Below are 12,758 nucleotides of genomic sequence, written 5' to 3'. Positions count from 1 at the left end.
CTGGCCTGGGACGCTTAGGTGTAACCCTTATGGAGGTTGTTGACAGTTCGGTTGGGTGAGTCTGTGATGCCATTGTGGTGGTTGTAAAAACGTCCATCTGGGTGGCAGGGAGGGGGCTTTGTGTCACATGGTAATGCGCTTTTGATGCCTGCGGGGTGGGTGTTGGTGGTACGAAGGGTTGAGTCGGGTATGGCTCAGGCTCGTCACAATCGGTTAGCCCTCTTTCTCGTGTTCAAGGGAGCGCTGGGGGTGTCGAGGTCGCTTGCTGATCGGGTGGGTCTACATCATAGATGTTATATAAGGTCTGGTTTGTACCTATTTTTCCTACTATTTTTCAGAAATATGTTTATGTTTTGGGTGGGTATTGTCACCCTTGCTGATAGTATTTAGGGTATGAAGTTCGATCCCAGTGTTTCCAGTGACGAGACCAATACTGCTGGCAGTGCCAATGCTGCTGGTGGTGGGGATGTTTTGCGGTTGGAGATGGTTGATTTGGAGGGCATGGATTCCAAGGGTTTGTTCGATTTGCTGTTCGAGATCAACGCGGCCCGCTGCACACTGGACGGGTACATGACCGAGGTGTTGAACCGTTACGCCGATCTTTTGGGCGAGGGCGAGGTGCAGGCTCTTTGCCTCCAGTTCGGAATGGGCCGCTACCTGGCCAACCGCCAAGCCCGAACCGCCGGATCCCTGCGAGAACTACCCGCCACCGTGGATGCGGTCAAAGCCGGCAGGTTCTCCATAGATCATGCTCGCTTGCTGGGGGAGTCCCACGGTCGGGTGCCTTTGAACCGGGCCCAGGAAGACGAGTTGATCGACAAAGCCAAAACCGAGAACCTGGATCGGTTCAGGAAAACTTTGGCTCGCCAGGAGGACGACCGGCGCGGCACCGACGGTGAATCTCAGCTCGACCAGCAGCGCCGCCGCCGCAAGGCTGCGGTGTTCAACGGTGATGACGGCATGGTGGTGCTACACGCCGAACTCGACCAGGTGACCGGTGAGCGGGTCAAAACAGCGCTCGATGGCATGTGTGATCGCCTGTTCCGCGACGACTCCAAAAATGGCAGCGACCGCACTCACCAACAGCGGGCCGCCGACGCGCTCGCTGCTTTGATAACCCAAACCCCCCACAAGAACCCCAAAACCGCCAGTGGCATCTGTGGTGGTCATGGTGGTGACGTGGTGGTGCAGCCGACCACGCTTTTGGTGAAGGTTGACTACGACTTGCTCACCGGCCAGCTCAAAAACGCTGGGCTCATAGACGACACCCCCATCGAAATAGAGGAGTTGCGCCGCATCGCTTGCGACGCAGCGCTAATACCATCCATTTTCACCGCTGAGGGGGTGCCCCTGTATTTGGGTCGTAAGCAACGCTCCGCGACCCGGGCTCAAAAACTTGCTCTCTATGCCCGTGACCAGCACTGTGTCAATTGCGGGCTGAGAGCTACTGCTTGTGATGTGCACCACATCAAGCCCTGGGAACACGGCGGCAAAACCAGCATCAACAACCTCGTCCTACTCTGCCCCATCTGCCACGCCGAAACCCACAAACAGCAACCCCAACCACCACCCACCCCATGGACCCGAAAACCCACCTACAGCAACGTCCTCCTCAGCCCCTAACGAACACGCCAACCCTCACTCACCAAAACCAACCCACCGGGACCACCAGCGAAGCCTGCCAACCCCAACCGAACTGCCAACAACCTCCATAAGGGTTACACTTAGGGTTGCGCGGTTAGGTGGTTGTTCATGAGTTACATCGATTTTTCCAGTTGATCAGTTTGGTGGTGATCAAGATGGTGGTGGCTAGGCGGAGGGCGGCGCGTCGGGAGTAGCTGTTCCGTTAAGCCCTCCTGGTATGGTCGTAGCAGGCGCAGCATGTGGCGGCGGGGGTTCTCCTTGTTTCGTGTGCTGGCGATTCCTCGGCTGAAGCCTGCGAGCAAGCTGAGGTAACCGGTGGATGATCTACCTGCTTAGGCGATAGCCCGTGTGGAGTCCACACCCTTGTTGTCGCTGCGAAGGCACCGCCAGCTTGAAGCCGCAACGCGTTTCAAGCTGGCGGTGGGGTAAGAAACCTATTGTCCTGCGCCCCAGCAGGTAAGTGTGTAGTCGGTACGTAGTCCGCATGATTGGTTCCCGCCGGCGGCTAAAGCGGTGAACTCGCCGTGTGGTGCGTTGGTTTCGCCGTATTCGTTGCTGCCCCAGCAGGTGATGGTGCCGTCGGTGCGTAACCCGCAAGCGTGGTACTCGCCGCCGGTGATGGCGGTGAACTCGCCGTGTGGTGCGTTGGTTTGGCCGTCACTACTGTAGCCCCAGCAGGTGATGGTGCCGTCGGTGCGTAACCCGCAAGCGTGGCTCCAGCCGGCGGCTAAAGCAGTGTATTTACCTTCTGGTGCAAATGCGTTTTTGTAGTATTTGTATCCTTCTGTACTCCGGTACCGGAACCCCCCGGAATAGTAGTCTTTGTATCGACCCCAGCAGGTGATGATGTTGTCGGTGCGTAACCCGCAGGTGTAGTTCGAGTGGGCGGCTACGGCGGTGTATTTGCCGTCTGGTGGGTTTGCTTTGCCGTATTCGTTGTTGCCCCAGCAGGTGATGGTGTTGTCGGTGCGTACTTGGCAGCCGTGATTACTGCCGAGGGCGAGAGCGGTGGTGGGGTTGGATTGTGGGGTGAGTGTGGGTTGTGGGGCGAGTATGGAAAGTGTGAGAGGGGTACTGATTAGCCAGCGGCCGGTGGGGGTGTCGGGTGGGAAGTAGCGGTTTTGGGGTAGGAGGCGGTCGCTCCATGAGCCGTCTGTTTTGGTTTGTTGGAGGGCGAACTCGATTCTGCCGTTGTTGAGTTTGCGGGCTGTTATTCGTACTTGTGGGTCGGTGGGGGCTGGGTCTTGGGCCAGCACTCCCGGAATGGTTATCGCGCCGACCAGTCCGGCGAACATGAGCAATGCTAGGAGTCTTTTTGCAATTGGCTGAGTTGTCATGGGAAGTGTCTAGCGCGCGGGGGGGGGGGGGCGTTGTCAAGCCGTATGTTTGATGTTGGTTGGGTGGTTTGTGATGCGGGGGGATGTTGTCGCTGGTGTCGGTAGACTGGTGGGTATGGAGTTTGAGGCTCTGACCAGGGGTAATATCATTTCGGGTGGGCAGGTTGAGGTGGCGGGTGGAGCTGCTTCGGGGGTGTTTGTTGGTGTGGTGGATTTGGCCGGGTTGAGTCGGGTTGAGTGATGCGGGTTTGGATGCGCGGTTGCGGTTGATTGGTGATGCTCGTAATCGGTTGGATGGGTTTTTGGTTGAGGCGGTGGCTGAGAAGAGGCGGCGTAGCAGTGATTTTGATACTGCTGAGGTGTTGCGTAGGGGTTTGCGCCAATCGGGTCGCAAGGCTCGCAGCGTGATGCGCGATGCCGAGCAGTTGGAGGCGTTGCCAACCACCCGCGAGGCATTGAGCGATAGCCGTATCACCTCCGAGCATGCCTGCATCCTGGGTAACGCTGCCAAAACTGGTCCGATGGATGAGCTCAATATGGTGGCTGCTGCCGAAATCCAGACCCCTGAGCAGTTGCGCCGTACTTTGCGAGAGCATCAAGACGAGCTAACAGGCGATGACGGTTCTGAGCGCCTGGAGCTTGTTGGTAGTCTTCAGTGTTGATGGGGTGGGACCTGGACGCATTTGCTGTGTCGGCCACGTCGGTGAGCGAGGACACGGTGGGGATGTACTGCCGAGAAGTGACGGCGTTCACCGAGTGGCTCGGGCCGGCCCGGGAGGAATCCTCCCCTTCCCCGGCTCGGGAAATGGGCCCGGCCGAGGTTGACTCCCGCATGGTCAGGAGGTACCTGGCCCATTTGAGCAGGCAGGGTCAGGCCCGCAGGACGGTGGCCCGGAAGGCCTCTTGCCTGCGCCGCTACTTCCGGTGGGCCAACCGCACCGGCCGGGTTGTCGCGGATCCCACGATTGGTGTCGTGGTGCCGGTTCGGGAGCGTCGACTGCCCCGGGTTCTGCGCTCCGACGAGTTGGAGATCATGTTGGATCAGCCGCGGGCGGCGGTGCTCAACGACGATCCAGCCCGGTATCAGCGGGACACGGCGGTCCTCGAGCTGCTGTACGGCAGTGGCCTGCGGGTGAGCGAGGTGTGTGCCATCCGTGTCGGGGATATCGACTGGGAGCGTCGACGGCTTACGGTGCACGGCAAGGGGTCGAGGCAGCGGATTGTCCCGCTGAGCGAGCCTGCCGTGGTAGCCCTGCGCCAATGGATGACCGAAGGTCGAGAGGAGATGGCCGATCCATCCGAAGCCAAGGATGCAGTGTTCGTAAACCTGAGCGGTCGGCCGATGAATACCCAGGCTGTGCGCAGGCTGGTGGATCGTCGGGCCCCTGTCCCGACCAACCCCCATGCGCTGCGCCACACCTTTGCCACCCATTTGCTCGACGGTGGGGCCGACCTGCGGCAGGTGCAGGAGTTGCTGGGGCACGCCGATCTGGGATCCACGCAGATCTACACCCATGTCAGCCGGGAGCGGCTTCGCAGCGTGTTGCACGACAGCCATCCTCGAGCCTGAGCCCATCCCAGTACTCCGAGGAGGATTTTCTCAGCCCAAGAGGTAGGCTGAGACCGGCACTTCCCCCTTTTCGGCCCCTTCTGAAAGGGTATGGCATTGCGGATCGGTGGAGTGCTCGTGATAGCGGCATCGGCGTGGTTGGCCCTGTTCCCGGGCCGGTTTGTGCCGTTTGAATGGTTGGTCGCCGCGCCCAGCCAGAAAGCAGAGGTAGATTCCGCGCCGCCCGAAGGCCATCTGGAGGAAGACCCACCTGAGGAATACCCGGAGGTGTACATGCCCCCGGTGGATGCCGAGGTGGTGGATTTCTTCAGACCCCCGGCCCATGTGGGGGCACCGGGTAATCGGGGCCTGGAATATGATCCCGAGCCGGGCCAGCCGGTGCGAGCCTCAGCCGGGGGAGAGGTCGTGTTTGCCGGATCGGTGGCTCACCACCGTTTTGTCACGGTTCTGCACCGCAGCGGGCTACGTACCGCTTATGGCTATCTGGGCTGGGTCGCCGTGGCCGAGGGCGATTGGGTGGAGGCGGGACAGTTGTTGGGCACCACCTCCGAGCGGTTTTTCTTCAGCGTGCGAGCAGGAGACAACTATCTGGATCCCGAGCAGATCATGAGCGTCGGCCGAGTGCGGCTGGTGCCCCTCCGCTCAACTTGATTGGTTGGCTGCTCCCAACCCGCCGGCCAACACGGACGCATAGGCGGGCTCCGCTCAACTTGATTGGTTGGCTGCTCCCAACCTGCAAGCCAACGTGGACGCATAGGTGGGCACCGATAAGCTCGATTGGTCGGCTGCTTACGGTTCGGGCCTGCATCTGGACTATGGTTTGACCGGTTCGGGAACTACTCCCGGCTGACAACAAGGATCGCTCGGGGCATCCCACGGTCGCCGTCAGGTGCTGACCCCGGGTTTCGCTGAACCGTTGGGAGAGGAGAATCACCATGGTGCCGGTTGTGACCATGCGCCAGTTGCTCGATGCCGGAGTCCACTTCGGTCATCAGACTCGTCGATGGAATCCCAAGATGCAGCGTTTCATCTTCGGAGAGCGCGGGGGCATCTACATCATCGATCTGACCCAGACGCTGGCCTGCATCGAGGCGGCCTACACCTACGTGCGCGATCTGGTGGCCAAAGGGGGTCAAGTCCTGTTTGTGGGTACCAAGAAGCAGGCTCAGGACAGCGTTCAGAGTTACGCGGAGCGAGTAGGCATGCCCTACGTGAATGAGCGCTGGTTGGGAGGTTTGCTGACCAACTTCGAGACCATTTCCAAGCGCATGGGCAAGATGAAGGAGTTTCAGCGAATGCGCAGCTCCGGTGAGCTGGATGTCATGCCCAAGAAGGAAGCTCTTCTCATCACCCGGGAGCTGGCCAAACTGGAGCGCAACCTCAACGGCATCCGGGACTTGACCCGACCTCCCGACGCTGTGTTCGTACTTGACACCAAGAAGGAACACATCGCGGTGGCAGAGGCCAACAAGTTGAAGCTACCGGTGATAGCGGTAGTGGATACGAACTGCGACCCCGACGTTATCCAATACGTTATTCCCGGCAATGACGATGCTATTCGTTCTGGCAAGCTGATGTGCCGGATCATCAGCGATGCCGTTCTGGAAGGACGATTCATCGCCCGAGGCAATACCGTTGCTCCATCTGAGCCGGAGGTGCCAGGGGTTTCCGAGCCGGCGGTTGTGGTTGGTGCTGAGCCGGAGCCTCAGCCGGAGCCGGCGGTTGTGGCGGAGGTTCCGGTGGCGGAGGAGGTTCCAGAGGTTGAGGTTTCGGAGCCATCTGTTGTTTCGGAGCCGGTGGATGTTCAGGAACCATCTGTTGTTTCCGAGCCGGCGGTTGTGGTTGGTGCTGAGCCGGAGCCATCTGTTGTTTCCGAGCCGGTCGATGTTCAGGAGCAAGTGTGAGCTCGTTCACGGCCCAAGATGTGAAAGCCCTGCGTCAGGTCACCGGTGCGGGGATGATGGACTGCAAGCGCGCGCTTGTCGATAACGGGGGTGACATGGAGGCAGCCACCCAGTGGTTGCGCGAGAAGGGTATGGCCAAGGCTGCCGCCCGGGCCGACCGGGCCAGCGATCAGGGGGCAGTGGCACTCGCGGGGGATGGGAATGCCGCAGCCATTGTGGAATTGCGCTGTGAGACCGACTTTTCTGCCAAGGCCGATGACTTCATTGCTTTGGTCTCCGAGTTGGCCCGGTTGGTGCTGGACGGGGGGGAGGAGGCCGTCGGGACGCGCCAGGAGGCAATTGAGAATCTGGGGTTGGCCAAGAAGGAGAATGTGCGGTTGGGCAAGGTGGTCAGGATTCAGGCCGCCGAGGGCAACATTCTGGACAGCTACCTGCATATGCAGGATGGTCGGGGTACCAGCGCCGTCGTGGTTGAGGCCCGCGGGGTTAGCCAGGATCTGGCCCATGAGGTGGCCCTCCATATTGCCTTCGCCAAGCCCACGGTCTTGCACCGCGATGAGGTGGATGCCGATGAGGTCGAGCGGGAGCGGGTTGCGCTGACCGAGATGACCAAGGCCGAGGGTAAGCCCGAGCAGGCTTGGGACAAGATCGTCACCGGCCGCCTGCGGGCTTGGTATGCCGAGCGGGTGCTGCTGGAACAGGGCATGTTTGGTGAGAAGGAAACCGTGGAGTCCCGGTTGGGGGGCGGTACGGTCGTGCGGTTCGAGCTGGTGACCATCGGCGGATAGCGGAGTGTCGTGACAAGCAGCGGCGGAGCCAGGCGTCCGGGGCGGTGGGGCCGTATCGTCCTGAAGCTCTCCGGGGAAGCATTTGCCGGAGGGAACGGCTACGGCATTGACGGGGAATTAGCTGCTCAGATAGCCACCGAGATCGTAAGGGTCAGGTCGGAGTTCGAGATAGATGTGGCCATAGTGGTGGGTGGCGGCAACATCTGGCGGGGAATGGCCGGCGAGGGGGTGGGCATGGACCGGGCCCAAGCCGACTACATGGGGATGCTGGCCACGGTCATAAATGCCCTCGCGCTCCAGGACACCCTCGAACGGCTGGGTCAGCCCACCCGGGTTCAGACGGCCATCGGTATGGCCCAAGTGGCTGAGCCCTATGTTCGGAGAAGGGCAATTCGCCACCTGGAGAAGGGTCGGGTGGTTATTTTTGCGGCCGGAACCGGCAACCCGTTTTTCACCACCGACACCGCAGCCGCCCTGCGAGCGGTGGAGATAGAGGCCGGTGCTCTTCTGAAAGGTACGCATAGCGGCACCGACGGGATATACACCGCTGATCCCCGAATTGATCCCGAGGCCGAGAAACTGGGTGAGGTGCGGTATCTGGACGTGTTGTCCAGGGGGCTGCGAGCCATGGACAACACCGCCGTCTCCCTGTGCATGGACAACGAGCTGCCCATTGTGGTGTTCGACCTCATGGGGCCCGGAAATGTGCGTGCCATACTTGATGGTCAGTCGATCGGTACCCTGGTGTCATGAGAGACGGCGGGGATGCGAGGGATCGCCCCCATACAGTGAGATCATGAATACCGGCGATGAACTGACGGATCTGGTTTTGGACGAGGCCGGGGGGCGCATGGATTCCGTGGTGCATCACACCCGTCAGCAGTTCGGCACCGTCAGGACTGGTCGAGCTTCTTCTGCGCTGTTCGAGAGGTTCCTGGTGGACTATTACGGTGCCGAGGTGCCGCTGCAACAGTTGGCCAGCTTCAGCGTCCCCGAGGCACAGCTTCTGGTCATCTCCCCTTTTGACAAGGGCTCCATAGCCGCAATCGAACGGGCCATCATCCAAGCCGATCTAGGGCTCAATCCCAGCAACGACGGGAACGTGGTGCGTCTCGTGTTCCCACCTCTGACCGAGGAACGCCGCCGTGAACTGGTCAAGCTGGTCAAGCACATGGCCGAAGAGGGTCGGGTGGCAATCCGTAACACCCGGCGCAGCAGCCGTCACGAAATCGACCAGCTCAGTAAGGGGGGCGACATTTCCGAGGATGTGGCAACCCGGGCCGAGAAGGAACTCAACCATTTAACCCAAGATCGTGAACAGCTCATCAACGATGCCTTGGCCGTCAAAGAGCAAGAGCTGCTCGAGATCTGAAATGTCCAGTACCTGGAGGGTCCAGTGAGCGATGACAATCCTTTCCAAAGGCCGGCCGACCGGTCCGGGGAACCGCCCGATGATGAGCAGGCGACCTTCCTGGACGACCTGACCTCGTTGTTCGATGAGGAGGAGCAAAGCGACCTGCCCCGTTGGGATGAGCCGGCCAAGACCGAGACCACTGCGGTTGAAGGCTGGGAGGGTTCCACTGATGCCGCCCCCCGCTGGCGTGACGACTCGGATGACCTCGTGACCAGGGACCAGCCCCAGATAGCTCATGGAATCGAGAGGACCAGCGTATTCGAGGATCCCGAACCCACCGAGGCGGTGGAGTTTCCTTCGATTGATCGGGTGGACGAGGTTCTCTCCCAGGATGTTCAGGAATCCGTGGACATTCCGGGCATCCAGGATTTTGGGGAATCCGTGGACATTCCGGGCATCCAGGATGTTGAAGAATCCGTGGACATTCCGGGCATCAGCGAGCCTGTGGGAGTGCCGGAAACGGCTATGCCCACCTCGCCCCATGCGATGACGGCAACCCAGGGGCCCCCCCGATCCGACGACACCATTACCGCCACTGTGGTGGGTTTGGTGCTGGGGGGCATCGTTCTCGGTGCCATCGCCTGGGGTGAGCGGGCTGCCCTGGTTGTTCTCACCGTGGCGTTGCTGCTGGCCGCGGCCGATTGGTTCACGAGCTTGCGGAACGCCGGCTATCAGCCCCCATCCCTGGTGGGCTTTGTCGCAGTGGTGGCCATGCCCCCGGTGGCCTACTGGCGAGGGACCGACGGCATCGTGATGGTGCTGGTGTTCGCCCTGTTCGGTGCGGGTTTGTGGTACTTGGGAGGGGTGGGCCGTGATCGCCCGCTCGCCAACCTGGGGGTCACCTCGTTGGGGATCGTCTACATCGGGGTGGCTGGGGCTTTCGGCGGGTTGCTCCTGGACATGACCGATGGTGCCGAGCTGGTGCTGACCGCAGTCGTGCTGACCGCGGCCCACGATGTCGGGGCTTTCGTCGTCGGGCGGGCTGCCGGTCGCACCCCGCTGTCGCGGTACAGCCCGAACAAGACGGTTGAGGGCCTTATCGGCGGCTTCATTGCCACCATTGCCACCGCATTGATACTCATCTCCATCTTCGAGGTTGGTCCCTTCGGTGCCAATTCCGGATCCCGCACCGACGGTGTGGTGCTGGGCATAGTGGTTGCCGTTGTCGCTCCCCTGGCCGACCTGATGGAGTCGGCTCTCAAACGGGATCTTGGGGTCAAGGACATGGGTTCTCTACTGCCCGGCCACGGGGGGATGCTGGACCGCATAGATGCCCTGCTGTTCGTGCTGCCGGCCACCTATTTCACCGCTCTGATGCTCGAGGTGGTTTGAGCTGCTGGGTAATCCCGACACCAGGTGGATTCTCTCGTGCCCGAGGAGCCGGTTGGGGGAGTTTGAGTTGCTGGGCGATTCAGGTGCCGGGCTAAATCTCTGGTGCTATCGAAGCTCGTCGAGGTGGTTTGAGCTGCTGGGTAATCCCGACACTGTGAGGACATGACCTCCCTGTCGTTGCTCGGTTCCACCGGCTCGATTGGGGTTCAGACCTTGGAGGTGGTGCGGGCCGAGCCCGAGGCCTGGGATGTGGTGGCTTTGGGAGCGGGCCGGTCGGTCGATCGGTTGGTTGATCAAGCTCGCGAGTTTCACCCCCGCCTGGTGGTGGTGGGCGACACCGATCTGATGCCGGAGGTCCGGGAAGAGTTGCCCGGTATCGCCGTGGCCGCCGGTCCCTCGGCGCTGGCCGAGGCCGCGACCATGGGCCAGGTGGTGGTCAACGGAGTCGTGGGATTCGCCGGGCTGCCGGTGACTCTGACCGCCCTGGAGTCGGGCTGCCGGCTGGCTCTGGCCAACAAGGAGTCGCTGATCGCTGCCGGGCCGGTTGTTCGGCGGGCCCGGCAGACTCCTGGGGCCGAGCTACTGCCGGTGGACAGCGAACACTGCGCAGTTCACCAGTGCTTGCGGGCCAACGACGTGTTCACCGCCCGAGCGGGTGATGGGGTCGAAGGTATGGCGGGTGATGAGGTCAACGTATCCGAAGGTATGGCGGGTATGGAGCGCGTGAATCGTGTCCTGCTGACCGCCAGCGGGGGGCCTTTCCGGGGCCGAACGCGGGCCGAGCTGGCCGACGTTTCGGTCCAGCAGGCGCTGGCTCACCCCACCTGGAGTATGGGGCCCAAGATAACGGTGGATTCCTCCACCCTGATGAACAAGGGATTGGAGGTGATCGAGGCCAACGAACTCTTCGGTCTGGGCTACGACCGCATCGAGGTTGTGATCCATCCTCAGTCCGTGGTCCACTCCATGGTGGAGTACACCGACGGGGCCACCATCGCTCAGCTCTCGCTGCCCGATATGCGGCTGTGCATCGGCTATGCACTTGCCTATCCAGATCGCATCTCCATGCCGTTCGGCCGCATAAACTGGGCCGAGTTGCGCCGGCTGGACTTCGAGCCGCCCGACACCGCTACCTTCCCCTGCCTAAGCCTGGCCTATACAGCAGGACGTATGGGCGAAACCGCTCCCGCCGCGCTGAATGCGGCCAATGAGGTGGCTGTGCAGGCTTTTCTGGAGGAGCGGATACGATGGACGGCAATTCCTGAGATTCTGGAGACGGTTCTCGATGGTCACGACGGCACCGAGGCCGACTCCCTGGAGGCGGTTATGGAGATTGACGGCAAGGCCCGAGCCGCGGCTGAACAGGCCGTCCGCCTACACACCCGCGCTCGGTAAGGCAGGCCCCAATGAGTAGATCATCTCTACACCCTCGCGGTTGATGGGGTGAGTTCTCGGCTGCCCCGCTTTTCGGGGAATGATCGATCTCGGCTACCCCGGCTCGCCGGTGTGAGGGGAGCGCGCCGGGATTGGGGGGGTCCGGTATCGGTGGTGGGTCTGCTGGCCGTGGTGCTGGTGCTATGGGGTTTGCCGATGCTGATCGTGGTGCTGGCGATCATCGGTATGTTGTTCCTCCACGAGCTGGGCCACTACCTCACGGCTCGGGCCGCGGGCATGAAGGTCACCGAGTTCTTCCTGGGATTCGGACCCCGAATGTGGTCGTTCCGACGGGGGGAGACCGTCTACGGCCTGAAGGCCATCCCGGCGGGTGCCTACGTGCGGATCATCGGGATGAACAACCTGGAGGAGGTCTCCCCCGCCGAGGAGCACCGGACCTATCGCAGCAAACCCTACTGGCGGCGCATGTCGGTGGCCGTGGCCGGTTCGGCCGTCCATTTCCTGCTGGCGCTGGTTCTGATCTACTCCTTCTTGGTGGTCGGGGGCCGAAACGAGATCGTTGCCTCCCCGGAATGGGGGGTGGATCTGGTGGCTCCCGGTTCCCCTGCCGATAGGGCCGGTTTGAAACCCGGCGACCGCATTGTGTCGGTGAACGGCCGTTCCGTGGTCACCATGGACGAGATGGTGGCGGCCCTGCCCGGTCCGGGGGTGCCGGTAACGCTGGGAATCGAGCGCAACGGTGATCGGCAATCGGGCACCCTTACGCTCGGCACCCATCCCGAGGATCCCGGCCGGGGGTATGTGGGCATCAGCTCTCGGACGGCGCGGGTCAGCCGGGCTGTGGAAGTAGGGCCGGTGCAGGCCGTTCCCGAGACGCTGGACGAGTTCGGCTTCCTGGTCAAGGAATCCGTGCTGAGCATCGGCAGGTTCTTCTCCCCCAGCGGCCTCAGCAGCTTTTACCGGGAGGTGGCTGATCAGCCCGATCCCCAGGGTTCCCAGAAGGTGGCCCCGGCCGGGGGTGGAACCACCGCAGGAGTGGGCGATGACGGCCAGAACCGCGTCGTGTCCATCTTCGGAGCGCTTCGGATCGGGGCCGACCTCACGGAGAACGGCTGGGACAACCTGCTGCTGTTCCTGGCGCTGCTGAACGTGTTCATCGGGGTTTTCAACTTGCTTCCGTTTCTGCCGCTGGATGGGGGCCATGTGGTGATAGCCACCTACGAGCGCTTACGGTCCTGGCGAGGCCATCGGTACACCGCCGATGTATCCAAGATGATGCCCGTGGCCTACGCCGTTGTGCTCATCCTGGTTTTCGTGGGCCTGGGGGCGCTTTACCTGGACATCACCGATCCAATTACGGTGCCGTGACTGTAA

The 12,758-nt window shown here is 61.7% G+C and carries 13 protein-coding genes; 12 read left to right on the top strand and 1 reads right to left on the bottom strand.

The window, feature by feature from the left end:
* The first annotated feature begins 393 nt into the window (after positions 1 to 393).
* Positions 394 to 1,623 carry a DUF222 domain-containing protein gene (locus ACOGXC_RS08585; RefSeq protein ID WP_419917782.1) on the top strand — a complete coding sequence of 410 codons (1,230 nt, stop codon included), beginning with the start codon at positions 394 to 396 and terminating at the stop codon, positions 1,621 to 1,623.
* A gap of 455 nt (positions 1,624 to 2,078) precedes the next feature.
* Here ACOGXC_RS08585 and ACOGXC_RS08580 read toward each other — a convergent pair whose 3' ends face one another.
* Entirely contained in the window at positions 2,079 to 2,939 is an 861-nt protein-coding gene (locus ACOGXC_RS08580) for an RCC1 domain-containing protein (protein ID WP_419917781.1), read from the bottom strand.
* A gap of 157 nt (positions 2,940 to 3,096) precedes the next feature.
* Here ACOGXC_RS08580 and ACOGXC_RS08575 point away from each other — a divergent pair, with 157 nt between their 5' ends.
* The 11 genes from ACOGXC_RS08575 (at position 3,097) to ACOGXC_RS08525 (ending at position 12,752) form a co-directional block, all read left to right on the top strand.
* Positions 3,097 to 3,222: a hypothetical protein gene (locus ACOGXC_RS08575; RefSeq protein WP_419917780.1), complete on the top strand. Its 126-nt coding sequence runs from the start codon at positions 3,097 to 3,099 to the stop codon at positions 3,220 to 3,222.
* Between the two features lie 7 nt (positions 3,223 to 3,229).
* A complete protein-coding gene (locus ACOGXC_RS08570) occupies positions 3,230 to 3,643 on the top strand; it encodes a hypothetical protein (RefSeq protein WP_419917779.1) in 414 nt (137 codons plus the stop codon).
* The gene (locus ACOGXC_RS08565; protein ID WP_419917778.1) at positions 3,643 to 4,551 is read left to right on the top strand and encodes a tyrosine-type recombinase/integrase; all 909 of its coding nucleotides are present in this window, start codon (positions 3,643 to 3,645) and stop codon (positions 4,549 to 4,551) included. Before ACOGXC_RS08570 ends, ACOGXC_RS08565 begins: the two co-directional genes overlap by 1 nt.
* Positions 4,552 to 4,641: 90 nt before the next feature.
* Positions 4,642 to 5,202, top strand: a complete 561-nt coding sequence (locus ACOGXC_RS08560) for a murein hydrolase activator EnvC family protein (protein WP_419917777.1) — start codon at positions 4,642 to 4,644, stop codon at positions 5,200 to 5,202.
* Positions 5,203 to 5,486: 284 nt separating this feature from the next.
* The gene (rpsB, locus tag ACOGXC_RS08555; RefSeq protein WP_419917776.1) at positions 5,487 to 6,455 is read left to right on the top strand and encodes a 30S ribosomal protein S2; all 969 of its coding nucleotides are present in this window, start codon (positions 5,487 to 5,489) and stop codon (positions 6,453 to 6,455) included.
* A complete protein-coding gene (gene tsf / locus ACOGXC_RS08550) occupies positions 6,452 to 7,243 on the top strand; it encodes a translation elongation factor Ts (protein WP_419917775.1) in 792 nt (263 codons plus the stop codon). Before rpsB ends, tsf begins: the two co-directional genes overlap by 4 nt.
* 9 nt (positions 7,244 to 7,252) lie before the next feature.
* The gene (gene pyrH, locus ACOGXC_RS08545; protein ID WP_419917774.1) at positions 7,253 to 7,996 is read left to right on the top strand and encodes a UMP kinase; all 744 of its coding nucleotides are present in this window, start codon (positions 7,253 to 7,255) and stop codon (positions 7,994 to 7,996) included.
* Between the two features lie 43 nt (positions 7,997 to 8,039).
* Positions 8,040 to 8,615, top strand: coding sequence for a ribosome recycling factor (gene frr, locus ACOGXC_RS08540; protein ID WP_419917773.1), 576 nt, complete (start codon positions 8,040 to 8,042; stop codon positions 8,613 to 8,615).
* Positions 8,616 to 8,639: 24 nt separating this feature from the next.
* The gene (locus ACOGXC_RS08535) at positions 8,640 to 9,989 is read left to right on the top strand and encodes a phosphatidate cytidylyltransferase (RefSeq protein ID WP_419917772.1); all 1,350 of its coding nucleotides are present in this window, start codon (positions 8,640 to 8,642) and stop codon (positions 9,987 to 9,989) included.
* A 162-nt stretch (positions 9,990 to 10,151) separates the two neighbouring features.
* Positions 10,152 to 11,384: a 1-deoxy-D-xylulose-5-phosphate reductoisomerase gene (gene dxr / locus ACOGXC_RS08530; protein ID WP_419917771.1), complete on the top strand. Its 1,233-nt coding sequence runs from the start codon at positions 10,152 to 10,154 to the stop codon at positions 11,382 to 11,384.
* A gap of 111 nt (positions 11,385 to 11,495) precedes the next feature.
* Positions 11,496 to 12,752 carry a M50 family metallopeptidase gene (locus tag ACOGXC_RS08525; RefSeq protein WP_419917770.1) on the top strand — a complete coding sequence of 419 codons (1,257 nt, stop codon included), beginning with the start codon at positions 11,496 to 11,498 and terminating at the stop codon, positions 12,750 to 12,752.
* The last annotated feature ends 6 nt before the right edge of the window (positions 12,753 to 12,758 follow it).

It is taken from the genome of Candidatus Poriferisocius sp. (assembly GCF_965202595.1).
GTDB lineage: Bacteria > Actinomycetota > Acidimicrobiia > Acidimicrobiales > Bin134 > Poriferisocius.
This window is presented reverse-complemented; position numbering and strand designations above follow the sequence as displayed.

Excerpts from the sequence above, each read along its gene's own strand:
- ACOGXC_RS08560 (WP_419917777.1), top strand. The coding sequence starts at position 4,642 with ATGGCATTGCGGATCGGTGGAGTGCTCGTGATAGCGGCATCGGCGTGG.
- rpsB (WP_419917776.1), top strand. The coding sequence starts at position 5,487 with ATGGTGCCGGTTGTGACCATGCGCCAGTTGCTCGATGCCGGAGTCCAC.
- ACOGXC_RS08580 (WP_419917781.1), bottom strand. The coding sequence starts at position 2,939 with ATGTTCGCCGGACTGGTCGGCGCGATAACCATTCCGGGAGTGCTGGCC.
- dxr (WP_419917771.1), top strand. The coding sequence starts at position 10,152 with ATGACCTCCCTGTCGTTGCTCGGTTCCACCGGCTCGATTGGGGTTCAG.
- ACOGXC_RS08575 (WP_419917780.1), top strand. The coding sequence starts at position 3,097 with ATGGAGTTTGAGGCTCTGACCAGGGGTAATATCATTTCGGGTGGGCAG.
- frr (WP_419917773.1), top strand. The coding sequence starts at position 8,040 with ATGAATACCGGCGATGAACTGACGGATCTGGTTTTGGACGAGGCCGGG.
- ACOGXC_RS08565 (WP_419917778.1), top strand. The coding sequence starts at position 3,643 with ATGGGGTGGGACCTGGACGCATTTGCTGTGTCGGCCACGTCGGTGAGC.
- ACOGXC_RS08585 (WP_419917782.1), top strand. The coding sequence starts at position 394 with ATGAAGTTCGATCCCAGTGTTTCCAGTGACGAGACCAATACTGCTGGC.